Annotated in this window: 32 protein-coding genes and 2 tRNA genes; all 34 read left to right on the forward strand. The window is 70.1% G+C overall.

Translation table 11 applies throughout. The features are described 5' to 3' along the window. Nucleotides 1-789: 789 nt before the first annotated feature. The 34 genes from ABZT06_RS38675 (at nucleotide 790) to ABZT06_RS38840 (ending at nucleotide 23,149) form a co-directional block, all read left to right on the forward strand. Entirely contained in the window at nucleotides 790-1,161 is a 372-nt protein-coding gene (locus tag ABZT06_RS38675; RefSeq protein ID WP_355752052.1) for a hypothetical protein, read from the forward strand. A 67-nt stretch (nucleotides 1,162-1,228) separates the two neighbouring features. Further along, entirely contained in the window at nucleotides 1,229-1,786 is a 558-nt protein-coding gene (locus ABZT06_RS38680) for a hypothetical protein (RefSeq protein WP_355752054.1), read from the forward strand. Nucleotides 1,787-1,900: 114 nt separating this feature from the next. Next, nucleotides 1,901-2,500: a hypothetical protein gene (locus tag ABZT06_RS38685; protein ID WP_355752056.1), complete on the forward strand. Its 600-nt coding sequence runs from the start codon at nucleotides 1,901-1,903 to the stop codon at nucleotides 2,498-2,500. Nucleotides 2,501-2,941: 441 nt separating this feature from the next. Then, entirely contained in the window at nucleotides 2,942-4,117 is a 1,176-nt protein-coding gene (locus ABZT06_RS38690) for a DUF932 domain-containing protein (RefSeq protein ID WP_355752058.1), read from the forward strand. A 243-nt stretch (nucleotides 4,118-4,360) separates the two neighbouring features. Further along, nucleotides 4,361-4,846, forward strand: coding sequence for a hypothetical protein (locus tag ABZT06_RS38695; protein ID WP_355752060.1), 486 nt, complete (start codon nucleotides 4,361-4,363; stop codon nucleotides 4,844-4,846). After that, nucleotides 4,839-5,312, forward strand: coding sequence for a hypothetical protein (locus ABZT06_RS38700; protein WP_355752062.1), 474 nt, complete (start codon nucleotides 4,839-4,841; stop codon nucleotides 5,310-5,312). The genes ABZT06_RS38695 and ABZT06_RS38700 overlap by 8 nt, the downstream gene beginning before the upstream one ends. Next, on the forward strand, nucleotides 5,309-5,515 hold the full coding sequence (locus ABZT06_RS38705) for a hypothetical protein (RefSeq protein WP_355752064.1): 207 nt from the start codon (nucleotides 5,309-5,311) through the stop codon (nucleotides 5,513-5,515). Before ABZT06_RS38700 ends, ABZT06_RS38705 begins: the two co-directional genes overlap by 4 nt. Nucleotides 5,516-5,682: 167 nt before the next feature. Continuing rightward, nucleotides 5,683-6,495, forward strand: a complete 813-nt coding sequence (locus ABZT06_RS38710; RefSeq protein ID WP_355752066.1) for a hypothetical protein — start codon at nucleotides 5,683-5,685, stop codon at nucleotides 6,493-6,495. A 124-nt stretch (nucleotides 6,496-6,619) separates the two neighbouring features. Continuing rightward, the gene (locus ABZT06_RS38715) at nucleotides 6,620-7,285 is read left to right on the forward strand and encodes a hypothetical protein (RefSeq protein WP_355752068.1); all 666 of its coding nucleotides are present in this window, start codon (nucleotides 6,620-6,622) and stop codon (nucleotides 7,283-7,285) included. A gap of 245 nt (nucleotides 7,286-7,530) precedes the next feature. Then, on the forward strand, nucleotides 7,531-7,773 hold the full coding sequence (locus ABZT06_RS38720; RefSeq protein ID WP_355752070.1) for a hypothetical protein: 243 nt from the start codon (nucleotides 7,531-7,533) through the stop codon (nucleotides 7,771-7,773). A gap of 67 nt (nucleotides 7,774-7,840) precedes the next feature. Continuing rightward, nucleotides 7,841-8,176, forward strand: coding sequence for a hypothetical protein (locus ABZT06_RS38725; protein ID WP_355752072.1), 336 nt, complete (start codon nucleotides 7,841-7,843; stop codon nucleotides 8,174-8,176). A 31-nt stretch (nucleotides 8,177-8,207) separates the two neighbouring features. Beyond that, nucleotides 8,208-8,579, forward strand: a complete 372-nt coding sequence (locus tag ABZT06_RS38730) for a hypothetical protein (protein WP_355752074.1) — start codon at nucleotides 8,208-8,210, stop codon at nucleotides 8,577-8,579. Between the two features lie 43 nt (nucleotides 8,580-8,622). Further along, a complete protein-coding gene (locus ABZT06_RS38735) occupies nucleotides 8,623-9,330 on the forward strand; it encodes a hypothetical protein (protein WP_355752076.1) in 708 nt (235 codons plus the stop codon). Then, nucleotides 9,327-9,527 (forward strand): hypothetical protein, encoded by a 201-nt coding sequence (locus ABZT06_RS38740; RefSeq protein WP_355752078.1) that lies wholly within the window; start codon nucleotides 9,327-9,329, stop codon nucleotides 9,525-9,527. Before ABZT06_RS38735 ends, ABZT06_RS38740 begins: the two co-directional genes overlap by 4 nt. 9 nt (nucleotides 9,528-9,536) lie before the next feature. Continuing rightward, complete coding sequence (locus ABZT06_RS38745) at nucleotides 9,537-10,148, forward strand: hypothetical protein (protein WP_355752080.1); 612 nt, start codon at nucleotides 9,537-9,539, stop codon at nucleotides 10,146-10,148. A 160-nt stretch (nucleotides 10,149-10,308) separates the two neighbouring features. Beyond that, nucleotides 10,309-10,382: transfer RNA gene (locus tag ABZT06_RS38750), tRNA-Ile, on the forward strand. A gap of 215 nt (nucleotides 10,383-10,597) precedes the next feature. Beyond that, nucleotides 10,598-10,666 (forward strand) — tRNA-OTHER (locus ABZT06_RS38755). A gap of 219 nt (nucleotides 10,667-10,885) precedes the next feature. Next, nucleotides 10,886-11,584 (forward strand): hypothetical protein, encoded by a 699-nt coding sequence (locus ABZT06_RS38760; protein WP_355752082.1) that lies wholly within the window; start codon nucleotides 10,886-10,888, stop codon nucleotides 11,582-11,584. 167 nt (nucleotides 11,585-11,751) lie between these two features. Beyond that, nucleotides 11,752-12,096: a hypothetical protein gene (locus tag ABZT06_RS38765; protein ID WP_355752084.1), complete on the forward strand. Its 345-nt coding sequence runs from the start codon at nucleotides 11,752-11,754 to the stop codon at nucleotides 12,094-12,096. A 56-nt stretch (nucleotides 12,097-12,152) separates the two neighbouring features. After that, nucleotides 12,153-12,395 (forward strand): hypothetical protein, encoded by a 243-nt coding sequence (locus ABZT06_RS38770; protein ID WP_355752086.1) that lies wholly within the window; start codon nucleotides 12,153-12,155, stop codon nucleotides 12,393-12,395. A 60-nt stretch (nucleotides 12,396-12,455) separates the two neighbouring features. After that, nucleotides 12,456-13,154: a hypothetical protein gene (locus ABZT06_RS38775; RefSeq protein ID WP_355752088.1), complete on the forward strand. Its 699-nt coding sequence runs from the start codon at nucleotides 12,456-12,458 to the stop codon at nucleotides 13,152-13,154. 138 nt (nucleotides 13,155-13,292) lie between these two features. Further along, nucleotides 13,293-13,784, forward strand: coding sequence for a hypothetical protein (locus ABZT06_RS38780; RefSeq protein WP_355752090.1), 492 nt, complete (start codon nucleotides 13,293-13,295; stop codon nucleotides 13,782-13,784). 143 nt (nucleotides 13,785-13,927) lie between these two features. Next, on the forward strand, nucleotides 13,928-14,260 hold the full coding sequence (locus tag ABZT06_RS38785) for a hypothetical protein (RefSeq protein WP_355752092.1): 333 nt from the start codon (nucleotides 13,928-13,930) through the stop codon (nucleotides 14,258-14,260). Nucleotides 14,261-14,444: 184 nt separating this feature from the next. Further along, the gene (locus ABZT06_RS38790; protein WP_355752094.1) at nucleotides 14,445-15,917 is read left to right on the forward strand and encodes a ParB N-terminal domain-containing protein; all 1,473 of its coding nucleotides are present in this window, start codon (nucleotides 14,445-14,447) and stop codon (nucleotides 15,915-15,917) included. Between the two features lie 82 nt (nucleotides 15,918-15,999). Continuing rightward, the gene (locus ABZT06_RS38795) at nucleotides 16,000-16,392 is read left to right on the forward strand and encodes a hypothetical protein (RefSeq protein ID WP_355752096.1); all 393 of its coding nucleotides are present in this window, start codon (nucleotides 16,000-16,002) and stop codon (nucleotides 16,390-16,392) included. A gap of 101 nt (nucleotides 16,393-16,493) precedes the next feature. Further along, nucleotides 16,494-16,829, forward strand: coding sequence for a hypothetical protein (locus ABZT06_RS38800; RefSeq protein ID WP_355752098.1), 336 nt, complete (start codon nucleotides 16,494-16,496; stop codon nucleotides 16,827-16,829). 151 nt (nucleotides 16,830-16,980) lie between these two features. Next, nucleotides 16,981-17,364 (forward strand): hypothetical protein, encoded by a 384-nt coding sequence (locus ABZT06_RS38805; RefSeq protein ID WP_355752100.1) that lies wholly within the window; start codon nucleotides 16,981-16,983, stop codon nucleotides 17,362-17,364. Nucleotides 17,365-17,430: 66 nt separating this feature from the next. Continuing rightward, nucleotides 17,431-18,042: a cell envelope biogenesis protein OmpA gene (locus tag ABZT06_RS38810; RefSeq protein ID WP_355752102.1), complete on the forward strand. Its 612-nt coding sequence runs from the start codon at nucleotides 17,431-17,433 to the stop codon at nucleotides 18,040-18,042. Between the two features lie 31 nt (nucleotides 18,043-18,073). Next, nucleotides 18,074-18,886 carry a hypothetical protein gene (locus ABZT06_RS38815; protein ID WP_355752104.1) on the forward strand — a complete coding sequence of 271 codons (813 nt, stop codon included), beginning with the start codon at nucleotides 18,074-18,076 and terminating at the stop codon, nucleotides 18,884-18,886. Between the two features lie 44 nt (nucleotides 18,887-18,930). Beyond that, nucleotides 18,931-19,401, forward strand: coding sequence for a single-stranded DNA-binding protein (locus ABZT06_RS38820; RefSeq protein ID WP_355752106.1), 471 nt, complete (start codon nucleotides 18,931-18,933; stop codon nucleotides 19,399-19,401). A gap of 147 nt (nucleotides 19,402-19,548) precedes the next feature. Continuing rightward, entirely contained in the window at nucleotides 19,549-20,670 is a 1,122-nt protein-coding gene (locus ABZT06_RS38825; RefSeq protein WP_355752108.1) for a DNA-processing protein DprA, read from the forward strand. An 8-nt stretch (nucleotides 20,671-20,678) separates the two neighbouring features. Beyond that, entirely contained in the window at nucleotides 20,679-21,899 is a 1,221-nt protein-coding gene (locus tag ABZT06_RS38830) for a hypothetical protein (protein ID WP_355752110.1), read from the forward strand. Nucleotides 21,900-21,989: 90 nt separating this feature from the next. Then, a complete protein-coding gene (locus tag ABZT06_RS38835; protein ID WP_355752112.1) occupies nucleotides 21,990-22,622 on the forward strand; it encodes a hypothetical protein in 633 nt (210 codons plus the stop codon). Continuing rightward, nucleotides 22,619-23,149, forward strand: a complete 531-nt coding sequence (locus ABZT06_RS38840; RefSeq protein ID WP_355752114.1) for a DUF6248 family natural product biosynthesis protein — start codon at nucleotides 22,619-22,621, stop codon at nucleotides 23,147-23,149. The genes ABZT06_RS38835 and ABZT06_RS38840 overlap by 4 nt, the downstream gene beginning before the upstream one ends. Nucleotides 23,150-23,225: the final 76 nt, after the last annotated feature.

Consider the following 23,225-nt stretch of genomic DNA (forward strand, 5'->3'; position numbering starts at 1 on the left):
GCTTCGCTCTGCCTCCGGCAGCCGAATACTCGCTCCGCTCGTTTCGCGCGTCCCCGCGCGAATTGCCCGCCTCCGGCGGGGAATTATGGAATGGCCTCCGGCCAATCCATAACCTTGCGTGCCTCCGGCACGAACAGCGAAATGGGGTATGGGTGTTCCTCCGGAACACGAATGGGCGGGTTTTGTTTGTGGGGTGACGGTGTGTTTGGTGAGGGTTCGTCATACGGGTTTCCCTGCTTGGGAGTTTGCGGGAATCTCCGATTCCCTTACGTGCAAGGACATTTGATTGTATTCCGTGGAGAAAAGTAAACCACGGAATACGGTTAAAGGGAAATAGGGCCCCTCCGGGGCCCGGCTTCCCTTGGATTCAGGAGCGAGGGGGCAGGGGGAGAGACCGCCACTCATGACCGGCTGCACTCCCCCACCCGCGCGACGGCCCCAGGCCGACGCGCAACGCAGGAAAAGCCGCGCCCCGATCCCCGATGCCGCCGCGCCGACCACGCCCCGCCCCCACCCCTTCTCTCTTCTACTTGGGCAGGAAGCAGCGGCCGCAGAGGGGATGTCAGCAGGCGTACCAGGGCTGATTGTTGAGGTGACCAGCAGTGATGCGAAGACCAGTCGAGGGGGCCCGCAACCTCTAGCGCAACCTCTAGCGCAACACCGTGGCGCAACATCTAGCGCAACTTGTAGCGCAACAAGGGTTCCATCCGAGCAGTACAGACACTATTATTTGAAGTCCTGGGGGAGGCGACCCCCGGGAACCGCAAGGGACCAACGAAGGGGAAGAACGTGGAACTGACCATCACGGACGGGATCGTTCGCGGAGTACGCGGCGCAGACGCGCCCATGACCGATCGTGCAGTCCAGGCCCGCACGATCGCGAACTTCCTGCCCCTGCTGTGTGCGCGAGCAGGCGTGAAGATCGTGCACAACGCAGACCGGAACTACACCGGCATTCGGTTCGAGACCAAGGCCGCCGGACCGGTCGTGCTGGAAATGCCGACGGGCGAGGAGCCCTACCGACTGGTTCAGGAGTTCATCGACCCCGACAAGTCAGGCCGCATGGAAGTTGAGTTGCGGCGATTCCCGCAGATCTACAAGCCCCACGGAATCGCGCTCATCACGTCCGAATTCCTCCGGTCGAACGGGTTCCTGAGGTAATCCGCACGGGGCGCCCCGATTGGGGCGCCCCCTTCCACCCAGCATCACCGAAAGGAGAAAGGGAACCATGGAGAACACGCGGATTGCAGGGCAGGCCCACGAGATCGAGGCCCCGCTCACGGACGCCGAGAGGGAACAGGCCGGTTACGCGCTGCGGGAGCTGGCGCGCAGCGAGAGCGACCCGGAAGCGCTGAGGGTGCCGCACGACCAGTTGGAGATGATCCGGCCGTTCTTTGAGCTGGGTTGGGCCATGGGTGTGCGCACCGGTCACACCGGCCCGGCTATGGCTGATGTGCCGGTTGACCGTGCGACGATTGCGCGCGCGTTCGTGATGCTCATGTCCGAGCGGGTGGCGGATCAGTTGGTCATCGCTGTTGCCCGGAGCCTGGACCCGCAGCACGCCGGACCGGTCCTGTGGCAGAAGGTCAGGTATCACGGCAGTCTGACGCAGCGTCACGGTACCTACTGGGTGGGTGCGATCCACGCGCACGCCGAACCGTTCAGCGGAGCCCCGGAAGTGCGTTACGACCTGTGCGAATTGCGCGGTCTCGCGCTGGTCTCAGTGGTCACGAACGTACGGCGGACGAGTCTCACGCCGTTGAGTGAACACCGCTGGACGTTCTAAGTGTGCTGATCAGGGGTGGGTTCACCCACCCCTGAAACACACTATTATTGCAGTTGTTCGGGGGTGGTGGCCCCACCCCCGAATCCGCAGAAGCCAACGCCGAAGGGGAACGACATGGCAGAGCAGGGAACGCGGCAGATGCAGCCGGACGCACAGAAGTACATCGAGACCGTCAACGCGGCCATCACGGCCCGGAATACGGCCGAGAAGGCGGCGGGAGAGAAGTACCCCAAGCGTTTCGGGTACGGAGAGGACGAGGAGCGCCAGGCCCGCGCGTTCAACGAGGAGATCGACGCGGCTTACACCGCGTGCAACGCCGTCCAGGCGACTGCCTGGGAGGCCCTCACGGCGTCCAGCGATCCGCTGGTCAAGTGGATCGCCGAGAACTGCGCTCAGTACAAGGGAGAGGCTCAGACCGTCCTGGCCGCCCTCCCGGCCACGGTCGAGGAACTCGACGAACTGGCGGACCGCAATGACTGGTGCGGAGTCTGGACCACTTTCAGGCAGCAGGCCTTCGAGGCCGGGGTCATGCCCGGCGTCACCCCGCCGAGCCCGGCCAGGAAGGCCGTGTTCGATCAGATCAACAAGGAAGCCTGCTGCCCCATGGGGGACCGGGCGAAGGGACGCATCGGCAGGGCCCTCGACGCCCTGATCGCCGAAGCCATGGCGACCGCCAGCAACCCGGACGCGGAGACCGCCGAAGCAACGGCGTAACCGGAACGGCTCGCAGGCTGCCAGAGCCCGAGTAACGGCGCCGAGCCGCCGCGCCCTGCTTCCGCGCAGGGCGCGGCCAGCCCGGCCCGATTCCGGGGCCGAGGCACTGCCGCCCGGCCCCCGCGCTCCCCCCGGTGAGCGCCGGGCGGCAGGGGCACACCGTGAGCGTCCCGATCAGGACCGGCGTCGCGACGAGACGAGGGCCGGTCAGCAGTACGCACGAGGGTGCGGACGGACCGATGCTCACCGCCCCGTTTCCACTCGCGCCCTAGGACACCTCACCGAGGCCGGCCAGCGCGCCCCGAACTCCGTGGCGGCATCAGTCGGGACGCCAGTTCAGGGGTGGGTTCACAGACACCCAAGAAACACTATTATTGAAGTTGTTCGGGGGTGGTGGCTCCGCCCCCGGCCCGCAGAGACCAACACGAAGGGGAACACCGCATGACTCAGCAGTTCGCCGAGCGCGCTACGAACGTAGCCCCCACCGGCGCCCGTAACGCCGACCTGTCCGACCTGGTCCGCATCCTGGAGGACGGACAGCGCCGGAAGCTCGACGTCATCGCCCCCGCATCCGCGCTGAGCATGCGCGAGGGAAACGTGCACGTCGAAGGCGTCGAGGCCCAACTCAGCGCACGCGGCGTGACGGCCGTTGACGGCATCTACCGGCCGACCGCCGTTGCCGACGAGGGGATCTCCGACAAACTCCGCATCCCCCTGGCCTACCTGCGCCGCATGCGCACGGAAAACGTCCCGCTGCTGGACGAGAACGTGAACGCGTGGCTCCGTGAGGGTCCGGAGCGCCGTTTCATGCTCCGCGCGTTCCGGGGCGAGAACGGCCCCGGCATGCCGTCCGAGGGCGTGGCCCGCGCGCTCCTGTCCGACAGCTACAAGCTGATGGACAACCTCGACATGCTGCTGGCCGCCCTGGACGGGGTGGAGCAGTCCGGGCACCCGACCCGCATCACGGGGTGTGACCTCACCGACCGGCGCATGTACGTGCGCGTCGAGTCCGAGGCGGTCGCGGTCCAGGCCCGCAACCTGCTGCGCGGCTACCGCTCCCCGTTCGACGGTCGCAGCGGCGACGAACTCCCGATGATCTCCGCTGGGTTCGTCATCACGAACAGCGAAGTCGGGGCGGGGGCGTACACCATCACCCCGCGCGCGGTCATCCAGGTCTGCCGCAACGGTCTGACCCAGGCCAAGGACGTCATGCGCGCCGTGCACCTCGGAGGCAAGCAGGACGAGGGCGTTGTGTCCTGGTCAGGCAAGACCCAGGAAAAGACGCTGGAACTCATCACCTCCAAGACCACCGACGCCGTACGCACCTTCCTGTCACGGGAGTACGTCGAGGCCAAGGTGTACGAGATGGAGGCCGCCGCCGGTAAGACGCTGGACGAGCCGACGAAGACCATCGAGCACGTCACCAAGGCGCTCAGCATCGGCAACGAGACGAAGGACCGCATCCTTTCCCACTTCATCCGGGGCGGTCAGATGACGGCCGGGGGCGTGATGCAGGCCGTCACGTCGACCGCGCAGACCCTCACGGACGCCGACCAGGCCGCCGCCCTGGAAGCGCTCGCGGTTCCCGCCCTCACGGCCGCCGCCGCGCACGGCTGACAGACCCCCGTGCGGGCCGGGCAACTCCCCCAGCCCGGCCCGCACGGGCCCAACCGTCCCAGAGCGCGGAGCGCGTCACCCAGCCCGGCAGGGAGCGCGGAGCGCGCCGCCCCAGCCCTGCCGCGTAGCGGCAGGGCGACGTGTCGGCGGAGCCGACCGCGCGCCAACAAGACCTCTGTGCCCAGGGGCGAAACGGCGGCCGGCCTTTCTGCGTCGCCGCTCACCGCCCCGGAAGGAGTCCTCATGTCTGCACGCCCGGAACTCACCCACCCCGGAGACGACGCCATCGCGGCCGCCATGAGCCGCACCCTGACCGCCCTTTCCGCCGTGGTCCAGGCACTGGGAGACGGCGAACACACGCTGAATCTCGTGGCCCAGCGGACCGACAACACGTTCGTCACAGGCCGAACCGATCTCTCCCTCGGCATGGCGCCCCTCCGCCTGGCCGTCCTGGACGAAGAGGAGTTCTGCGCCCTGCGCATGCTGCTGGTGTTCGCGCTGGAGGGCAGCACCATGCACAGCGCCGTCCTGATCGCGACCACGGCCGCCGAGCCAAGCCCCCGCGCGTGCGGCTGGACCATCCGGGACGGGTGGCTGCACCCCATGGACACGGTCGAACTCCAGGACGCCGTCATTCCATGCCCCGACGTCGCCGCCATCACGCGCGAGGTGTACCCCGCCCCCGTTCTCCTCCAGCTCCCCGACACCCTGGAGGACCCGCATGCCTGAGACGGAGCTCCCACAGCCCGACAACGCCGCCACGGCGTCCGCCATGGGCCGCGCCCTGCACGCGCTGACCGCGTTGTTCCCTGCACTGGGAGAGGGGAGCCACGAGCTCAGCCTCACCGCCGAACGTACAGACGGCACGGAGTTGAGCGCCGACCTGTACGTGAACGTCGAGCCGGGTTCGTGGCGCGTGGATCACTCCGAAGAGGAGTACATGCGGTTCTTCGTGCTGCTGACGTTCGCGCTGGAGAGCAGCACCGTGTGTGACGGCATCCTGGTCGCCATGACCTCTGACGCTGGCCTGCGCGTGTGCGGGTGGGAGGTACGGGACGGGTGGCTGCACCCCATGGACACCTTCGAACTCAACCAGGCCGCCATGGCCTTGTCCGCAGACGACGCCGCGCCGTACGTCGCCTGTCACGCCCCCGAACTGCCCCGCCCCCACGGAACCGCCGAGGAGCGCTCATGAGCCAGAAGCCCGCCGTCACACCGGACGGCTACTGCACCAACACCAAGCCGGTCCCCGGCACGACCGGACAGGTCAACGGCCATGCTCTCGGCGGGAAGTTCCTCAAGATGCACGGACGCCGCTACGCGGACTGCCCGTGTGGCCGCCGCCCCAGCCTGACCGACCGGAACAAGCTCCGCCGCCACAAGCCGCCGAAGGAGTAACCCCGCAGACACCGTCCACGCCCCTCCCCGGTACGGGGGCGTGGACGGCCCTCCCCGGCCAGCGCGCCACTGGCCGGCTGCCGTCCCGACGCCCGCCCCTCCCCTTCGGCGGGCGTCGGGACGGCAGGCCCCGAGCCAGCCCTTCAAGCCCCGAGGAATCGCCGCACATGACCAGCCCGATCCTGACCATCGATACGCCCGCCGGCCCTGTGCGCGCCACCGCCGGACCCCGCGAGGCTGACGCCGTCGTGTTCGAGCTGGGCGGGGCGATGCGCGGCAGCGTGCACGTCACCGGCACCACCGACCCCCACCACTGGGACCAGTTCACCGCCGTACGCGCCTGTCTCGGCCCCGTGAACGCCTTCAAGACCACCGCCCCCGCCGAGGCCCTCCCCCGGCTCGCCAGCAGCCGCACCGGCTACCGCGGCAGCCTGATCCTCTACCGCGACAGCCTTGACCGCCCAGAGGTCTCGGTGAACCCGCTGTCCTCCGCCTCTGATCACCCTCCGTCAGAGAAGACAGCCGCGGTACTCACCGCCGTCCTGCGCGGGTGCGCCGAGCACGTGGCGCAGCGCGCCGACCTGCCCGCGATCCTGGAGGCCTCCCGGCAGCGCGACACCCCCAGCCTGCTGCGCTTCCTCACCTGGTCCACCGCCTACCACCAGGCCGAAGCCGTCCGCCTGGAGCGCGAGGCCCGGGCCGCCCGCCCCGCGTTGCGAGCCGCCGTGGCCGCGTGGCGGACCGCCGCACGGTGGCTTGCCCTCTCCCCGCACCCGGTCCTGCTGCTGATGCTGGCCGACCGCCCCGACTCGCTGACGCAGGAGATTCGGGGGTTGCAGTGGTGGGCCCCCTACTGCGTCGAGGCGGCCGCCGAGGAGCACGAGCGCGCCCGCCGCGCCCAGGATGAAGCCGACTCCCTGCGTGCCGAGCAGCGCAGGCGCCCGCGCGGCTGCCGCCCGTCCCTAGTCGACGTTCCCTGACAGCCCGATGAAGACGCAGGTCAGAGGCGGATTCACATCCCCTCGAACGACACTATTATTAGAAGCAGTGGAGGGGGCGTGACGGCCCCCGAACTGATCGAGACCAGGGACTGAGGAGGGCATCGTGCCGACCATGCTCGAGCAGCTCGCCACTGGGGAGAAGCACGATCCCACGATCCTCCTGCCGAACGTGTGGTACGCCCTGCTGCGTACCGTGGAGACGGTCTGCCCGTGCGGCAATACGACGAGCGTCCGCAACGGGGTCCTGACCACGCACGAGCCGAAGTCGACGTGGGACATGGACGGCACGCGGCGTGCGGCTATCCGTGACGCGTACGGCGCCGGGATCACCTGCCGCTACAGCGGACGGACCGTCACCCTGGCCGCCGCCCTGGAGCGCGACAGCGTTCTGACTCCGGCCGAGCGGCACGTCCGTGATGTCACGCAGGGCCGGCTAGAAGCAGGCATCACGGATACGGCCCCCGAGGGCTACGCCCTACCGAAGCCGGTTGCTGTCCTGTTCGCGCTCGCGGAGGCCCACGGCTGGCAGACACAGCAGGCGTGGGCACCCCTTGACGGGGGTTTCCTCCTGAACCTCCGTGTAAGTCGACCGGCCGACGGGGGCCGAAAGTGGCAGTACGACCTGCCCTACTTCATCGCTTCAGGCGTCGCGCGCCGGACCCGGTCCGGGCTGTGCGTCACGCCGGACCGCAGGAGCCAGCACGACACCCCGTCCATCAAGGCCATCACGGCAGTGATCCGGGCCAACCCTGCTCCGACGGAGAGCTGAGGGACGCGCGACGGGAGGCACCCTCGCAAGGCGGCGGCATCCCCGACTTCACCCGCCACGCCCAGACGGAACCCCCGCGGCCGCCGTCCGGCCCCGGGTCGACGCCCCCTGACAGACGAAGGAATACGCAGGTCAGGGGTGGGTTCACGCCACCCCTAAAGACACTATTATTAGATGTGCGAGAGGGGGCGTCACTGGTCCTGCCCCGCCCCCTCTCGCACCCGGAGCCGACCGAAGGAGCCACTGTGCCGCCTCAGTTCACGTTCACCGCGAACACCGGATCGCTCGGCTACCGAGTCAACGACCGCCGAGAGACCGGCACTTGCTACGGAATCGTCTGGCGCCTCCCAGACCTCTGCGAGTGGGTCGCCGAGTATCCCGGCAACCACCCCGGCAGCGGCGGCGGCATCCCCGGCTTCGCCAGCCGCGAATGGGCCGCGCGCTTCCTGTACCGCTACCGCAAGCCCGAGTCGTCCGGTCGCCCCTGACCCACCACCCCTCACCCACGCGCTCAGCCCGCGATCGCAGGTGCGCTTGACCGCGAAGGACCCCGACATGGCCCTGAGTACCGGCAGGCAGTACGCCCGCACCCTCGAAACCGGCGACCGCTACATCGTCACCGACCTCGACAACAAGCGCCACGAGGTCACCGTCTCCACCATCACCGAGCACCTCGACGACTCCAACTCTGTCCGCCACCAGTACGCCGACCCGGTCGACCACGCGCACTTCACGTACTCGGCCGTCGTGCACGTCACCCACCGGGCGCCCCGCTGCCCCCACGGCTACGACTGGCGTTGGTGCGAGCGCCTCCCGTGCGTCGACTGCGAGTGGCCCGACGAGATCGACACCGCGTACATGGGCAACGCACCTGCCTGTACCGCCGCGTGACAACCCGACACCGAAGACAGGAGCCCCGATCATGCGTTGGCTGATGAGCCTGGGTGAGCGCACCCGCCCCGACGCGCCGACCTACGCCGAGGACCCCGCCCCCGACCAGGCGCGCGCCCTGGCCCTGGTCGACGACTTCGCCCACCTCTTGACCGTTCTGCGGGAGTGGCAGCGCACGTACGGCGAGGAGCTGACCGCGTGGGCCGTACAGGTCGAGGCCGACGACGTCGAGAACCTCCCCGCGGAGCTCATCAAGCAGTGGGAGTGGGAGGGCGCCCCGGTCCGCCTCGACATTGACCGAGGCGGCTACGTGAAGGTGTCCGACTACCGCGACGTATCAGTGCGGCCCGGCATCCACGCCCGCACCACCACCGGCCTCCCGCTGTGGACCATCACGCCGTGAACCTCCCAGCCATCAGGCCGCACCACCCGGAAGGAGAAACACCGTGCCTGTCGGCCGCCACTTCGGCCTGGTCATCAGCCGCATGCCCCTCCTGACCTACGCGGCAACCATCGGCGCCTCCGAGGACTGCCGTTTCGTGTGCTCAACCTGCTACGACGACTGCTGGGGCCTCTACCGGCTTCACGGCGAGACGGCCTGGTTGTGCTCACTGTGCGCCGACATGAAAGACAACGGCATGGTCCCCGGCCCCCGCCCCTTCAACGCTCAGCCGCCCCGGCAGCTCAGGGTGGGCCAGCAACTGCGCAGCCCCGAGGGCGTGTGGACCGTGACCGGCTCCAAGCGCGTCCCGACACAAGAGAACAGCGCACGCCAGCACGCCCGCATGTACCTCCTCACCCGCGAAGGCGGTCAGGAGGAGGAACGGCGAGGCCGCGACATGGCCGACTTCCACCTGATCCCGGCCGAGTTCGAGCACATCACCCGCGCACGCTGCAACGAGCTCGGCGCCGCGCTCACGGCCGCCGGCCTCTCCTGGGGGGACAACGGACGCCAGGGCACCCCCCGGAGCCTGACGTACACCGCCACCGGCCCCCGCGGCCCCCAGTGGTCCATCCGGCCCGTCGCCCCAATCGACTTCGACCCGCGGCAGCCGTCGAACCTGTGGCATGCCGTTCGTGCCAGCCCGCCCCACCAGAGCCCCGCACTGTCCGCCCGGGATCTCGCCGACCACATCCGGGAGATCCCCGCATGAGCGGCCAGCCGCGCCCGTGGCGGCCGGAGGACTTCGACGACCGGTGCGAGACGTGCGGCGCACCCGCGGGCCAGGTGTGCCGCTCATGGTGCGACACCGGTTACACCGCCGAGGACGCCCGCCGCGACGCCGAGCTCCGCGACCAGAGCGCGACAAACCTCCCGCCAGCACACCCGACCCACAGCCCGAAGGAGTGACCAAGCGTCATGACACGCGAATTGATCACACAGGAGCAGTTCGACGCGTTCACCGACGAAGTGGCGCGCGAGCTGGGTACGCACTGCCGGACGGCCGAACTCACCGACTACGCTCGCGGTTTGGGACGGCTCATCGTCGACGGTGAGGGCCGCGCCCTGCGCCTGTGCCAGCCGGACGACCGCCGACCCGACCGCCTGAAGATCTTCGCCGCACTGCCGGACGAGGCCAAGATGATCGCGCCGTCGGTCGGGGTCACGGCCCGCAGTGCTCAGCACGTGGCCCGGGAGATCACCCGGCGTCTGTATCCGCTGCACGCCGAGGCCGTGCAGCAGGCCGCCGAGATCGCCGCCCGGCAGGAGGCGGAGGAGCGCGGCCGCCGCGCCGTCACCGAAGCCGTGGCCGGCGCACTGCCCGGTGCGCGGATCGACGAGCAGTACCGGCGCACCCGGATCATCTGGCAGCACGACACCAGGCCTTCTGGCGAGCATGGCCCCATCCGGGTCGACAGCGTGACCGTAGTCGTCGGACCCTCCGGGGAGGGTGTACAGGTCGAGGCGTCCGGCCGCCCTGGCTCCGTCACCGCCATGTTGGCCGCGTTCGCCCAGGCGGCTCAGGAGTAAAAGAGCAGGTCAGGGGCGGGTTCCCACACGAGCAGAAAACACTATTATAAATGTTGTGAGGCCGGGTCCCGTCGCTCACAGGGAAGCCCGCCCCGGCCTCGACCTCGCAGCCCCACCGACCGGCCAGCACGACCGGCCCGGTCACACAACCGAACACCGCAGTGCTGTAGCTCAGTTGGCAGAGCGCGGATCTTATAAGTCCTGAGGTCGCGGGTTCAAGTCCCACCAGCACTACTCCAACACCGTTCCGCCCGACCGAGACGCTCGCCAGCGTCTACGCGGAGCGAGGCGAGGAGCGCCGCCTGATCTGGGACGTTGCCGCCAAGGCCCTCAACCTGAAGCCCAGCGAGACATTCTGGTACGCCTCCGCGCCCACCGCACTGAAGGCACTTCGCGAGATCGCCGGACACTGACCCACCATCGACCGGCCGCCGCACAGGCGGCCCCAAGCCTGCGTAGCTCAGCGGTAGAGCGGCCCCACTTGTGGGTGGTCAGGGGTTCAAATCCCCTCGCAGGCACGCACGACGCACCCATCTGACCGCCCGCCGAAGCAGACGACGGCTAACAACCCCCCAGCATCGGCCGACGTCGCCCAGGCGTTCGCCGGCACCTGCTCCTGCACCATGCCCTGCGTCGCCGCCAGCCTCGGGTGCGCGAAAGCCGACACACTCACCGAGCCGTCGCGCCGCCGCCGAGCGACGCCCCACCCTCTCCACCAACCCCCTCAGGAGTTCGCTGTGCAAGGGAACGTGACGCCGGTCATCGATTGGTACAGCAACAAGACCTACCAGTGCCCACAGTGCCACCACGACACGGTCGCGGACCCCTCCCGCTGGGAGGTGTACACCTGCTGCAACTGCGCCACTCGTTTCGCCCGCTTCCCCCGCCTCCAGCGCTTCCTGCGCCACGTCGGCGTCACCTGCGAGTTCTGCCTTAAGCGCCACCCGGTGACGGTGGACGGCGAGCGCTTCGGATTCCTGCGCTGCCGCCACAACGGCGTCGGAATGTACACGGAGCACCAGTTCGAGGCATGGCTGTACGACCCGGACAAGGTCACCGCCCACCACGACGGCGCGACCTACCTCGGCACCCGCGCCAGTCGCGCGGAGGCCATGGCCGATCTCGCCCACTGGCGCAGCATGTTCGGCCCCGTCGAGGACGACCTCAGCCCCGTCCTCGCCGTCGTGGTCGACGAGCAGTTCTACAAGTACGGGACGGACATGTCCGAGGAGCAGCGCGACGGGTTCCTCGACGGCACGCTGGAGGTCTATGGCGTCGGCATCCTGCGCGCCTTCCCGGCCCGGCACCGTCGGCGGGGGCAGTTCCATGCCGACACCGCCACGTTCACCTGGGGTCTGATCGCCCCGTCCGGCCTGGAAGGCCTCTACACCCGCAGGGCACCGAAGTCCCTGGCCGCCTACGCCCCGCAGTTCTGATCTGCCCCGCGCCGCCCCGCCCGCTTCTCGTTTGTGCAGGTCAGGGGCGGGTTCCCACATCCTCAACTTACACTATTATTAGTAGTGAAGCGGGCTCGTCGCCTCCCTTGCCTCACACACCGGGTGACGGTCCCGCTCCTTTCGTCCTTCCAGCCCCAGGAGTTGCCATGCTTCGCACGCTGCGCCGCGCCCTGCGATCGGCGCGTCTGCTTGTTCCCGCCCGCCGTTTCACTGCCGGGATCGCGGCACTGCCGCCCACCGCGCGCGAAGCACTCGGCATCGACGTCACGGCCGGGGAGGCCATCGCCTACAACCGCGTCCGTGTCGCCACCGCGACCGCCGTAGCCCTCTACCGCGACGGACACACGCTGCCGATGCCCGACGACGACCTGGACGACGCGGTCCGCGCCCTGGACTTCCCCTTCTCTGCCCCGAGCCCGGAGACCCGTGCGTCCATCCGCGCCGCCCTCGCCGTCCTGGAAGCCGACTCCACCATCACCGTCACCCACTGACCACCCGTCCGCCCCGTGGGCCGCCCGGATGGGCGGCCCACACCGAAGGAGTCCCGGTGTTTCTCGTCGTACCCGACCCCGCCCACGGGCTGGTCGCCGCCCCGCGGTGCTCCGACGACCTCACGCCCGACACCGAGCATTCCCTTGCCGCCCAGGGGTTCGCCTGGAACGGCGAGATCGAGGCGTACACCCGCGAGGCCGACCACGGCCCCGCGGCCGTGGACGAGACCGCCGGCATGCTGCGCAAGCTCGGCCACTACGTCTTCTCCGCCTACAGGCCGCTGCCCAGCAGGAGCTGACCGCCGCCCGCCCGGCCCCCGGCGTCACCGCCCGCCCCCATTGCGCAGAGGAGTTCCGCCATGCCCCGACGCCGCACCCAGCCGCAGCGGCCCGCCCGGTACGCCGCCGCCGAGCACGAGGGACGCCACCAGGTCGTGGACCAGCTCCACGGGTACGCGCTGAGCAGCCACACGACCGCGACGGCCGCCGAGGAGGTGGTACGCGAGCTGACCGCCAGCCCCACGGCCGCAATCGAGGCCGTCGACGTGCTCGACGCAGGACAGAGGGGCCCGGCCGTCATCGAGCGCCGGATCCTGCGCCGGTACGGGTACGGATGGAGCCTTCGCCAGGACGAAATGCTGTCCCTGCGCGGGGAATTCAGCCATGACCGGCTGGAGACCCTGATCTCCGGCGGTCACCTGGCCATGGTGTTCAGCCCGGCCGGTCAGCCGTACTACACCACGCCCGAGCGGTACGAGCAGCTTCCGGTCCGCTGGATACGCGACGGCGACGAGTCGTTCCCGGCCGCCGATCCCGCCCACCTCGAACGCCCTCGCCCCGCCCTGGAGTTGCTGCCCGCGCGCAAGCGCTATGAGCTGTGCGAGCTGCACGGGATCACGCTGTGGCGGTGCCTGATCTGCGGGCCGCGCGAGCGCTTCGAGTGCCAGTGGGGCGAGTGCACCGCCAACCGCGTCACGGCCTACTGCGAGCGCTGCGTGCGCATGGACCCCGGCCGTGCGTTCCCGCTGCCACCGCGCCGAGAGCATGACTGGCCGTAAAACCGCAGGTCAGGGGTGGGTTCACACCTCCCCAAATGACACTCTTATTGATGTTGTTGGCCCTGCGGAACACCCCGTACGGCGGGGCCCCCCGCCGTACGGGCCCCCTCACGGACATGCCACGGAAGGACACCGGCGATGACACACGAGGAACTGGCCGCACTGCTGGCCGAGCCGACCACACCCCTGATGCGGACCGCGCTCCGCAGCCTCCCGCCCAAGACCCTGGAGACCCTGGCCAGCGCCGCCGACCAGGCCGCCGAGCAGGGGTGGCGGCAGATCGTCGTCGACCGGGTCCGGGCCTTCGCCGCCGAGCAGCCGGGAGACGGACCGCAGGCCGTGGCCGCCTACTTCACGACGACGGAGCAGCGCACGGGCAGCGGGATGTCCGTGAGCTGGAGCCCCTTCATCGCAGCTCTCGCCCCCACCGAGGAGATGCCGGACCTCAGGCATACCGAGACCAGGGCGCGCATGGTGCCGGTCGGCGAAGCAGCAAGGGCCGAAGAGGACTTCGCGGACCCGGAGCTGGCCGAGGCACTCCAGCGGCTCGCGGCCCTCGACCCGCCCGCGCACGCTGATGCCCTGCGCGTCCATCTGCCGACCTCCCGCGTCACCCGGCTGCATCCCTGACCACCCACACCTGCCGACGCACCGGCACCCGGAGTGCCCCGCCTCCCCGGCCCACCCCCGCGACACCCGTCCACATCAGCCGGCCTGCCAGGTCGGCGCCACCCGCGCGCCGAACCGGCGTGTAGGCCAGGAAGGTTGCACCCATGTCCGTGTCTCATGACGTGTACGCCGTGTACAGCGTCGCCGTCGCGCCGCCCGTGCCGCGGGAAGCGCTGGATCAGTCACTGGCCGCCCAGGCGCACCGCCCCGCCAGCGGGAGCCCTGCCGACGTACGCGTGCAGCTGTTCACCGTCGGGGACGACGAGCACACGCTTCTCGGAACGGGTTACGCGCAGCTGGGGGAGAACGCGTACCGGGCAATGCCCTCCCTCCCCGTGGACGCCGAGTGGGATGACGCTCTGCTTGAGCAGGTGAGGAACGTGGGGCTCACGGTCCTGTCCGGTCCGTGCTGGCACATCGTGCACGACCTGAGCTGAGGGCCGGACCTGTCGACTGTCCGAAGCGGCGCGCGGAGCACCGACCGTCCTCTGATGGCGATGTTTTCCCAGGTCAGAGGGTATCTAGCCCATACACCGAAACACACTATTATTGAATATGAGGCGAGGGGGTGACACCCCGAACGCCCTAATTCGCCGCACAGGCAAGGAGAAGGAGAGCCCCATGGCCACCGCCGTCTCGACCCCGCCCACCGATCCCGCGACACACGAGGAGGAGGTCACGCCGGAAATCGTTCTGCTCGACCCGGCGCTCGTGGTGCGTGACGAGTGCAACGCCCGTGAGGAGGACACCGAACCGGACGAGGACCTGATCAACTCCGTCAAGGAGATCGGTGTCGAGGAGACCATCAGTGTCCGGCCCCGACCCGACGGCACCTACGGCGCGTTCAAGGGCTGGCGGCGCGCACAGGCGCAGCAGGTCGCCAACGCCACCGCCGAGCAGGACGGCCGCCCCGTGCGCAGGATCAAGGCGCACGTGCGAGAAGACCTGGTCGGTCGCGACGGCTGGACCCGGTTCCTGTCCCTGGTCGAGAACAAGCACCGCGAGGGGATGAGCGAGCGCGACATCCTGAAGTCGCAGGAGCTGTCCCTGATCGACATGAGCGACATCGAACGGCGTCAGGCCACGAAGGCTCTCGGTGTCGGCCGCAACGCCGTCAAGCAGGCCAAGGCTGCGCAGAAGCTCGACGACGCCACCCTTCGCCGGGCAGCGGCCGGAGGCATGGACCTGGAGCAGACCGCCCAGCTCGCCGAGGTCGAGAACGTGCCCGGTGCTGAGCGCCGCCTGCTGCGCGCGCTGGAACGCGACCACGAGGAGGGCAACGGCGGACGCGGCCACTGGGACCAGGAGATGGCGCTGCTCAAGGCCGAGCAGGACGACGCCGACGCCCGGACCAAGGCCGAGGAAGACCTCAAGGCGGCGGAGATCCCGCTGCTGCGGCAGCCGGGGTGGGGGCAGAAGGACCCGTCCAAGCCGCTGTCCGAGCTGACCACCGGTCTGGGCAATCCGCTCACCGAGGACAACCACAGGAACTGCCCCGGCCACAGTGCCCGGCTCGACGACGAGCACCAGCCCGTGTGGCACTGCGCCGACCCGGCCGCGTACGGCCACAAGGTCCGTCCCCAGCCGAAGAAGCCCAGGACGCAGGAGGACGAGCACAGGGCCGAGGAGCGGCGCAAGGTCATCGCGTGCAACCGGGCCTGGAAGGCCGCCGCCGGTCCCCGTCAGGACTTCGTCGCCCGTCTGGTGCGCCAGAAGACGCTGCCGGATGCGGCCCGCGTGTTCGCGCAGGAAGTCGTGCTCACCCTCCCCTACTTCTACAGCTCCTGGACCGACAAGCACGAGACCGAGACGGTCGCCCGCTTCCTGGGCGTCAAGGAGCCCCAGAACGCGGACCTGACCGAGACAGCGGTGCAGCTGCCCAAGGCGCGCGTCGTCAACGCGCTGTTCGCGCACGTCGCCGCCGCCTGCGAGTACGGCATCCGTGAGCCCAAGACGTGGTCGCACCTCACCGCGCCGCAGGCCCGCTACCTGCTGCTCCTCGAAGCACTCGGTCAGGACGACAACGGCAGCTACCGGCTGTCCGAGGTCGAGGACCAGGCGGTCGCCCGCCACCGGCCCGACACCGCCGCCTGACCCACACCTCCCGCAGACCCCGGCCGGGCACAGCCGTGCCCGGCCGGTTGCCCATCCCTGTGTCACAGAGAGGCGAACCAGCATGACCGTCACCATGGACGAGGTCCTCGAATTCATCGGCGAACTGCCGGACGCGATCAAGGTTTCGAAGGTCCAGGAGGCCTGCGCGCATCGGCTGACCGCGATCGACAAGGAGGCGTTCGCGGGAATCGTGGCCGGACGCCGGGCCCGACTCAACGACACGTTGCGCCCGGCCCTGCTGCGCGGTCTCACCGGCACCGTGCAGGAGCGCAACCGCACCCGCACCCGCGCGGGCTTCCTGCTGGACGAGGAGTCCACCCGGCGGCTGCGTACCGACCCGCGCAACGGTGAGCCGGGCAGGCCCAAGTACCGCATCCCCGAGGACATGACGCGCTTCCGGATCCCGGGCAGCGGTATCCCCGTCTCCTGCCTGGACGTGATCGAGGACGACTGACCAGGCCTGATGGCGCCGCCCCGGCAACGGGTCGGCGCCCGCCCCCCTCCGACAAACCGGCCGGGCTCCTCACCATCCCGGCCCGCACCTGAAAGGCCGTCATGACCGACCAGCAGCAGGCCCCGTCCCCCGACCCGGACGGCGAGGCCCTCGATCGCCCCCTGACCCTCGCCGTGCTGCGCCACCTGGTCCGCGCGGACTGGAAAGGCTTGCCCGGAGACACGCTCGTCGTGCTGTCCCGGGACGCCGAGGGCAACCTCTACTCCCCGTTCTCCACCTACAGCATCTCCCGGTACGCGCCGACCCACAGCGACCTCGTCGGCGACGTCTTCCCGCTGCCGGAGGAACTGAAGAAGGACGAGTCCCTGCGCGAGCTGTACGCGGACGGCATCCCCGACACCGCCGTCCCCGCCCTGGTGCTCTACCCGCTCGGCTGAAGCCCACGGGGCGGGGCGTCCCACAGCGGCTGCCCCGCCCCGCCAGCTCCCCCTTCCCCGGGGCACCTTCCTGGCCCCCTCCTCACGAAAGCGACGTGTCACCGCCATGTCCGCCCCACCACACGCCGGTCGGGAAGGACCGCAGGCCCCAGTGCTGGTCATCAGCGACAGCACCATCAGCGATCCGGTCGGCCTGCGGACGAGCCCGGTCCCCCTCCTGCACCTGCCCTCACCGTTGTTCAGCGCGGAGGAGTACCAGCGTGCCCCGCTCGTGCTCCTGGACGACCGCAGCTACACCGCCTTCACGCACCGCCACGTGCCGCGCCGCCCAGGCCTGATCGTCGTCCTGGCCGACCCCGACGACGGCACCATCTCCCCCCGGGCCGCCGCCATCGGCGCCGAGGCCGTCATCCGAGCCGGAGAAAGCCTCAACTGGCTGCACCTGCGCCTGCACGACGCCACCGACTGCCGCTACGCCCACTGGGAATCGCTCCTGGCCGGCGGCCCCGCCGACCCTCCCCCACCCAGTAGCTGACCGCGCGGCACCCGAACCCCAATCAACCCCGCCGCTCGCCCTCCCGCGATGTGAAGGAACTGACTCATGCACGCGATACCCCAACGCTGTGCCCACCGGCCGCTGGCGGGCGGACTCGTGGTGCCGTACGTAACCCTGATCCACGACGGACACGCTGCCTTCGGCGTCCTGGACGCCGACAAGACCATCAACGCCTTCCGGCGACGCCTGTGCCAGATCTGCGAACAACCGCTGAACGAACGGTGCTTCCTGATCGTCCGCCCCGCCGACGTGTCCAAGGGCTGCTCTCCCGAACCGGCGCTGCACCCCGAGTGCCTGCCCTACACCGCCGAACACTGCCCGATGCTGAACGGCACCCGCACGCACTACCGCCGCAGCCCCGTCCTGGCCAGTCACCCGGCCGGACGGCCATGCACCGATCCGTCCTGCCCCTGCCCGCCGTCGAGCCCGGACGAGGGTCACACCGCCCGCAGCGGCAGCTCCGCCGACCGGTACGAGGCCTGGATGATCCACACGCACAACTACCAGTTGATCTCTAGGCCTGAGCGGCTCGACGCGCCCTTCGGCATCAGCCTCGACGCGCCCGTCCTGCGCAAACGCGTGCTGCGCACCGCGGCCCTCAGCCCGGAGGCGCAACACCTGATGGACCTCTGGAACGCCCTGATGGACGGGTCCTGACCGCCCTCGTACCGCACGGAAGGAAACCACCATGCTGATCAAACCGGACCCGGCCACGCCCGCAGGCGAGGCCATCATCGACCTGGCCAACCTGCTGGACCGTCTCCAGGAACGCACCGGCGAATTGCCGGGAGCGGACACCGTCGACATCGTCGAAGAGTGGCTGGGCCGCTTCACCTTCGCCGTCCCCGCAGACCGCACCCCGCAGGCAGTCGGCCGGGCATGGGTGCTGCGCCGCTGGGACCTGCACGCCGATGACTTCACCCTCTGGTCCGACGAGGCCTCCGCTCTGGCCGCGCTCGCGCAGGAAGTACGCAGCTCCTGGGACGACGTGGCGGGCACCGACGGCCTCCCGTACCGGCCTCCCGCCGACGACCAGGCGGTCGTGGACCTGTACTACGGCCCGGACAAGACCCGCGGAGACGAGGGCTACATGGTGTACCCGGCCGATATCTCCCGTCACGTGGGCGCCCCGCGCAGCGTCAGCCTCTCGGACGCCGAGGCCTGCGCGGTGGTGAACAGCTCGGCGGTCTTCCACCCGCAGGAGCACCCCGACGACGAGGGTCTGCCCTGCATCGAGATCGCGGGTCTGCTCGTGTTCGTCTACCTCGACGCCGACTGCGGAGCCGTACGGGTCTCCGTTCATCTGGACACCGCCGACGAGCAGTTGGTGCGGGCTGACGGCACGGTCCCGATGTGGGTGGAGATCGGGGACGCCACGGTGTTCGACAACGTCAATCAGCAGCCGGCACCGATGGAGCGGACCGGGTGGAAGGCCCTCATCCGGCGGCTTACCCGTTCCTCCTCGCCCGCCGGCGGCGGGAAGCCTCGGCAGGGGGGTTGACCCACCCCCGAAAGACACTATTATTTGTAATAGGAGGTGTTCGCATGGCCCCGTCCGTCACGCACGTGACCGGCACCATCAGCGGTGACGTGGAAGTCCGCTTCACCCAAGACGGCATCGCCGTCTGCCGGTTTCGTCTCACCGAGACCCCCACACACTGGGACACCGCCACGCGGAAGTGGCGCGACGGGGCCCCCATCACCTACATCTGCACCGCCTGGCGAGACCTGGCCCGGAACGCCGCCGAGTCCCTTGTCGACGGAGTCACCGTTCTGGTCAAGGGGCGCATCACCGAGATCAGGGACAACTCCCTCTACCTGAGCGTCGACGACCTCGGCATCAGCCTGCGCAGGCGCATCGCCTACACCGAGACCAGCCTGCCCAGCCCGATCGCCGCCCGCCCCTACACCCCGCCCCCGGCACCTCCACCGGCCCCCGTACCCCAACCCGCCGCCGGGCAGCCGGGCAGCCCGCCCGCCTGGTGGCAGGAGAAGCGGGCCACCCGCTGGTCCTAGCCCGGCCCCTGCACCGCAGCCGCCGACGGCACCTCCCCCTTCCCCTCGGCCGCTGAATCACCTTCCCCCCTTCGTTCCCTTCGCCCGCCCCTGCGCGGCACCGGCTCGCCTGCCGGTGCCGCGCCCTGCCCGAAAGGCCGGCCACCCGTGCCCGCACACGCCCTGACCGAACGCGCCGCACGCGCCGCACTCTCCGCCCACTTCACCCCCGGCCAACTCGCCGCCGACCTCGCTGAGTACACCCCGGCCGAGGTCTGGGACCTGCGCGTCCGCGCCGACGGCAGCGGGCGCCTGGCCCACTACCGGCCGCAGGCGGAGCTCGCCCAGGCAGAAGGGACCTGCCCGTTCGTCATCCCGTCCGACGAGGAGTGGCCCACCGCCCTCGCCGACCTGGGGCCCGCCTGCCCGCTGGGCCTGTGGGTCCGCGGCCGCGCGCGACTGCCGCAATTGACCGGCAGTGCCGTCGCCGTGACCGGCAACCGGGTCCCCACCGAGCAGGCCGCAACCCGCGCGCACGCCTTCGCCACCGCGCTCGCCGGGGCCGGTCACACCGTCACCGCGACCCTCGCCTTCGGCGTCGACTCCACCGCCCACCAGGCCGCCGCCGAGACGGGCCGGGCCTCTCTCGCCGTCCTGCCGCGCGGCCTGGACGGTGCCCACCCGCACTCCCACGCCCCCCTGCTGCGCTCCATCCTCGACAGCGGCGGCGCGGCCGTCAGCCTCTACCGGCCGGGCACCGCGGCCAGCGGCACGTCGCTGAAGGCCAGCGCCGCCCTGCTCACCGCACTGGCCAGGGCCGTGATCCTCGTCGAGGCCCTGGACCACGCCGTGGCCATGCTTACGGCCGAGACCGCCATCGACCTCCACCGCCCTCTGCTCGCCGCTCCCGCGACCGGCGACGTCCGCTCGAGCGGCAACGCCCGCCTCATCGACAAGCAGCTCGCCGTGAACAGCCCGGATCCCCATCTCGTGCTCGCCCTGCCGCACGCGCGCGTAGCCCGGGCCGGCGACGTCGCGGACGGCGACCTGCTCCTGGCCGCAGTCGGGAAGGACGGGGCCGCCGACTACTTCAGGACCCCCTACATCGCCCACCCCGAGCCGTTCGACCCGTCGTGCGGATGCGGCGTGTGCTGCCTGGTCACGGCGCCCGGCGAGGTGGTGGTGCTGTCCCAGGGCGATCCCTGGGAGTCCTGCGATCCGTGGCCCGCCGACGACCTCCTGCTCATCGTCTCCGCCCAGCGGCTGACCAACCGGTTCCTCGAGGAGTGACCGCTGCCATGTCCCCTACGACGTACACGCCGCCGCTGCCCGGCCTCGGTGCCAACGACACCCTGGACACCGTCATCAACTGGGGCGCGGGCGCCGACTCCACGGCCTACCTCACCAAAATGCTCACCGCCCCCGAGGCCCACGGGATCGACCTCGATCGCACCGCCGTCCTCTACATGGCCACCGGCGCCGAGTGGCCCGAGACCCAGCTCCTGGCCGACGAGTTCATCATCCCGCTGCTGCGCGAGAACGGCGTGCGCTTCGTCCAGCTGGCACGCAACGGGCACCTCCAGTCCGACGGGTTCACGATCCTGGACGACTCCTGCCGCCCCGAACGGCTCTTCGCCCGCGGGCCGTGGACTCTCTGGGACGACCAGGAGTCCGTCGGCACCGTGCCCCAGGTCGCGGGCACCCGCAAGTGCTCGCTGTGGGCGAAGGGTGACGTCGGCGACTGGTGGCTCAAGCAGGTCTTCGGCGGCCGCCCGTTCCGCCAGATCATGGGCTTCAACGCCGACGAGGAAGGCCGCCGCTTCAGCGACCAGATCACCTCGAAGATGGCCGGACGCACCGGGGAGTTCCCGCTCATCGACTGGGGCTGGCACCGGCAGGAGTGCGAGGCCTACCTCCTGAAGCGGTTCGGCGTGCACTGGCCGAAGTCCTACTGCTGGTTCTGCTGCTTCTCCGCCTCCATGGGCGCGCTGCCCGCCCACCTGGAACGCATGCGCTCCCACCCGGACATCGCCGGCAAGGTGCTGCGCCTGGAGTACACGGCGATGAGCCTCAACCCGCACGCGAAGCTGTACGGCCGCAAGAGCCTCCTGGAGCTCTTCGACCCGGCCCAGCCCCGGGACCGGGCGTGCCTGGAGGCGTTCGAGCGCGAGCTTGACATGCCGTGGGCGCTCTACCGCGTGCGCCGCCTGTTCCTGGTGACGGAGGACGGCAGGCGCCGGCCGGTGAAGCGCTCCACCGAGCGTGTCGACATCGGCCGCCCGCACCAGCTCGCCCGGCGGCTGATCTCCGTCTCCGAGCGGCACGGCGTCGACGTCGAGCACGACCCGGTGTACGGGCGTGCCCGGGCCTGGCTCCGCCCGCGCGCACAGGGCTGGCCGATGGCGGAGGAACTCTTCGTCACCGCCCCCGCCCGCGTGATCAACAAGCAGGACCAGAACTTCGAGCAGCACTGGGATGCCCTCGTCTCGGGCTCCACCACCCAGTTCCCCCTGGCCTGAACCGCCCCTCACTGCCGCTCTCGGAAGGACTTCCCGTGCGCGTATCCCTGCTCTCAGCCCCTGATCCTCCCCCTCTCCCGCTTCTCCGCCGTGCGGTACCTGGCCACGCCGTCCGGAGCTGACGTACGGGCCGCCATGCAGGCCGGGCTGCTGGCCTGCATGACGACCCCGGCCCAGGGCAACGTGATCCCGCCCGGCGCCCTGTATGCCTGCGACAACGGCAAGTTCGGCAAGGGCTGGCCCGGCGAGCAGGCCTGGTTCGCGTGGCTGAAGGCGACCGTCGACCGCTACGGGCCCGAGCTCTGCCTGTGGGCCGTCGCCCCTGATGTCCCGATGGACGCCGCGGCCACCCTGGCCGAGTCGCTGCCCTGGCTGGAGCCCATCCGCGTCCTGGGCATCCCGGCCGCGTTCGCCGCCCAGGACGGCAGCGAGCACGGCCTCATCCCCTGGGACTCGATCGACGTGCTGTTCCTTGCCGGCAGCACCGAGTGGAAGACCTCACCGGCCGCCCACCGCCTGGCACTTGAAGCCCGGGAGCGCGGGCTGGCCGTCCACATGGGCCGCGTCAACTCCCGCCGGCGACTGCGCATCGCGCAGGCCTTCGGCTGCACCAGCTGCGACGGCACCTACCTCGCCTTCGGGCCCGACACCAACCTCCCCCGCCTCTTGGCCTGGATGAACGAACTCCACACCACCCCCACCCTGTTCGGAGACGAAGCATGACGACCCGCCTGCGCCACATCGGCGCCGCGATCATGGGCATCCTCGACCCCGTTCCCTCCGCCGTGCCCTCCCCGATGACCGAGGAGGAAGGCGCATGGGTCCGCGCACACGCCTGGACCAAGGGACTACGCAAGATCGACGACGCCTACCCCCACGGCTTCCACCGCTGGTGCTCCTGCGAGCGCGGCATCTGCCTCGGCTGTGCCTCCGGGCACCACGACCGGTGCGTGAGCGCCGACGGCCCCCGCGTCGACGAGCACGCCGACACCATCACCGATGCCCAAGGGTTCGTCGTCGCCGTGATCCGGTACGGCCCGGACCAGCGGCCCTGCCGGTGGGCCTGCCCCTGCACTCACGCGACGCACCCCGAGGAGACTGCCGACACAGGCGGCCCTGAGGAACCCACCGCCCCCCGGCAGGCCGCGGCCGCACCCGGGCCTGCCTCCAGGGCCGAGAGCCAGCTCACCCTCTTCGCCGATCAACAGCCCTATCCCAAGCAGGTCGACCCCGAACGGCAAGCGGGCTGAACACTCCCGGCTGCGCTGTCCGCGCTGCTGCCCCGGCAGTCCCGTCAGAGACACCGGTCACCCCCCTCCCCCTCCA

Origin of the sequence: Streptomyces sp. NPDC005483, from assembly GCF_040606035.1 — a bacterium.
Lineage (GTDB): Bacteria > Actinomycetota > Actinomycetes > Streptomycetales > Streptomycetaceae > Streptomyces.

Excerpts from the sequence above, each read along its gene's own strand:
- ABZT06_RS38745 (WP_355752080.1), top strand. The coding sequence starts at position 9,537 with ATGACACGCGAATTGATCACACAGGAGCAGTTCGACGCGTTCACCGAC.
- ABZT06_RS38790 (WP_355752094.1), top strand. The coding sequence starts at position 14,445 with ATGGCCACCGCCGTCTCGACCCCGCCCACCGATCCCGCGACACACGAG.
- ABZT06_RS38820 (WP_355752106.1), top strand. The coding sequence starts at position 18,931 with ATGGCCCCGTCCGTCACGCACGTGACCGGCACCATCAGCGGTGACGTG.
- ABZT06_RS38705 (WP_355752064.1), top strand. The coding sequence starts at position 5,309 with ATGAGCCAGAAGCCCGCCGTCACACCGGACGGCTACTGCACCAACACC.
- ABZT06_RS38690 (WP_355752058.1), top strand. The coding sequence starts at position 2,942 with ATGACTCAGCAGTTCGCCGAGCGCGCTACGAACGTAGCCCCCACCGGC.
- ABZT06_RS38700 (WP_355752062.1), top strand. The coding sequence starts at position 4,839 with ATGCCTGAGACGGAGCTCCCACAGCCCGACAACGCCGCCACGGCGTCC.
- ABZT06_RS38710 (WP_355752066.1), top strand. The coding sequence starts at position 5,683 with ATGACCAGCCCGATCCTGACCATCGATACGCCCGCCGGCCCTGTGCGC.
- ABZT06_RS38780 (WP_355752090.1), top strand. The coding sequence starts at position 13,293 with ATGACACACGAGGAACTGGCCGCACTGCTGGCCGAGCCGACCACACCC.
- ABZT06_RS38775 (WP_355752088.1), top strand. The coding sequence starts at position 12,456 with ATGCCCCGACGCCGCACCCAGCCGCAGCGGCCCGCCCGGTACGCCGCC.
- ABZT06_RS38680 (WP_355752054.1), top strand. The coding sequence starts at position 1,229 with ATGGAGAACACGCGGATTGCAGGGCAGGCCCACGAGATCGAGGCCCCG.
- ABZT06_RS38815 (WP_355752104.1), top strand. The coding sequence starts at position 18,074 with ATGCTGATCAAACCGGACCCGGCCACGCCCGCAGGCGAGGCCATCATC.
- ABZT06_RS38840 (WP_355752114.1), top strand. The coding sequence starts at position 22,619 with ATGACGACCCGCCTGCGCCACATCGGCGCCGCGATCATGGGCATCCTC.
- ABZT06_RS38830 (WP_355752110.1), top strand. The coding sequence starts at position 20,679 with ATGTCCCCTACGACGTACACGCCGCCGCTGCCCGGCCTCGGTGCCAAC.
- ABZT06_RS38695 (WP_355752060.1), top strand. The coding sequence starts at position 4,361 with ATGTCTGCACGCCCGGAACTCACCCACCCCGGAGACGACGCCATCGCG.
- ABZT06_RS38795 (WP_355752096.1), top strand. The coding sequence starts at position 16,000 with ATGACCGTCACCATGGACGAGGTCCTCGAATTCATCGGCGAACTGCCG.
- ABZT06_RS38800 (WP_355752098.1), top strand. The coding sequence starts at position 16,494 with ATGACCGACCAGCAGCAGGCCCCGTCCCCCGACCCGGACGGCGAGGCC.
- ABZT06_RS38730 (WP_355752074.1), top strand. The coding sequence starts at position 8,208 with ATGCGTTGGCTGATGAGCCTGGGTGAGCGCACCCGCCCCGACGCGCCG.
- ABZT06_RS38685 (WP_355752056.1), top strand. The coding sequence starts at position 1,901 with ATGGCAGAGCAGGGAACGCGGCAGATGCAGCCGGACGCACAGAAGTAC.
- ABZT06_RS38740 (WP_355752078.1), top strand. The coding sequence starts at position 9,327 with ATGAGCGGCCAGCCGCGCCCGTGGCGGCCGGAGGACTTCGACGACCGG.
- ABZT06_RS38765 (WP_355752084.1), top strand. The coding sequence starts at position 11,752 with ATGCTTCGCACGCTGCGCCGCGCCCTGCGATCGGCGCGTCTGCTTGTT.
- ABZT06_RS38810 (WP_355752102.1), top strand. The coding sequence starts at position 17,431 with ATGCACGCGATACCCCAACGCTGTGCCCACCGGCCGCTGGCGGGCGGA.
- ABZT06_RS38725 (WP_355752072.1), top strand. The coding sequence starts at position 7,841 with ATGGCCCTGAGTACCGGCAGGCAGTACGCCCGCACCCTCGAAACCGGC.
- ABZT06_RS38785 (WP_355752092.1), top strand. The coding sequence starts at position 13,928 with ATGTCCGTGTCTCATGACGTGTACGCCGTGTACAGCGTCGCCGTCGCG.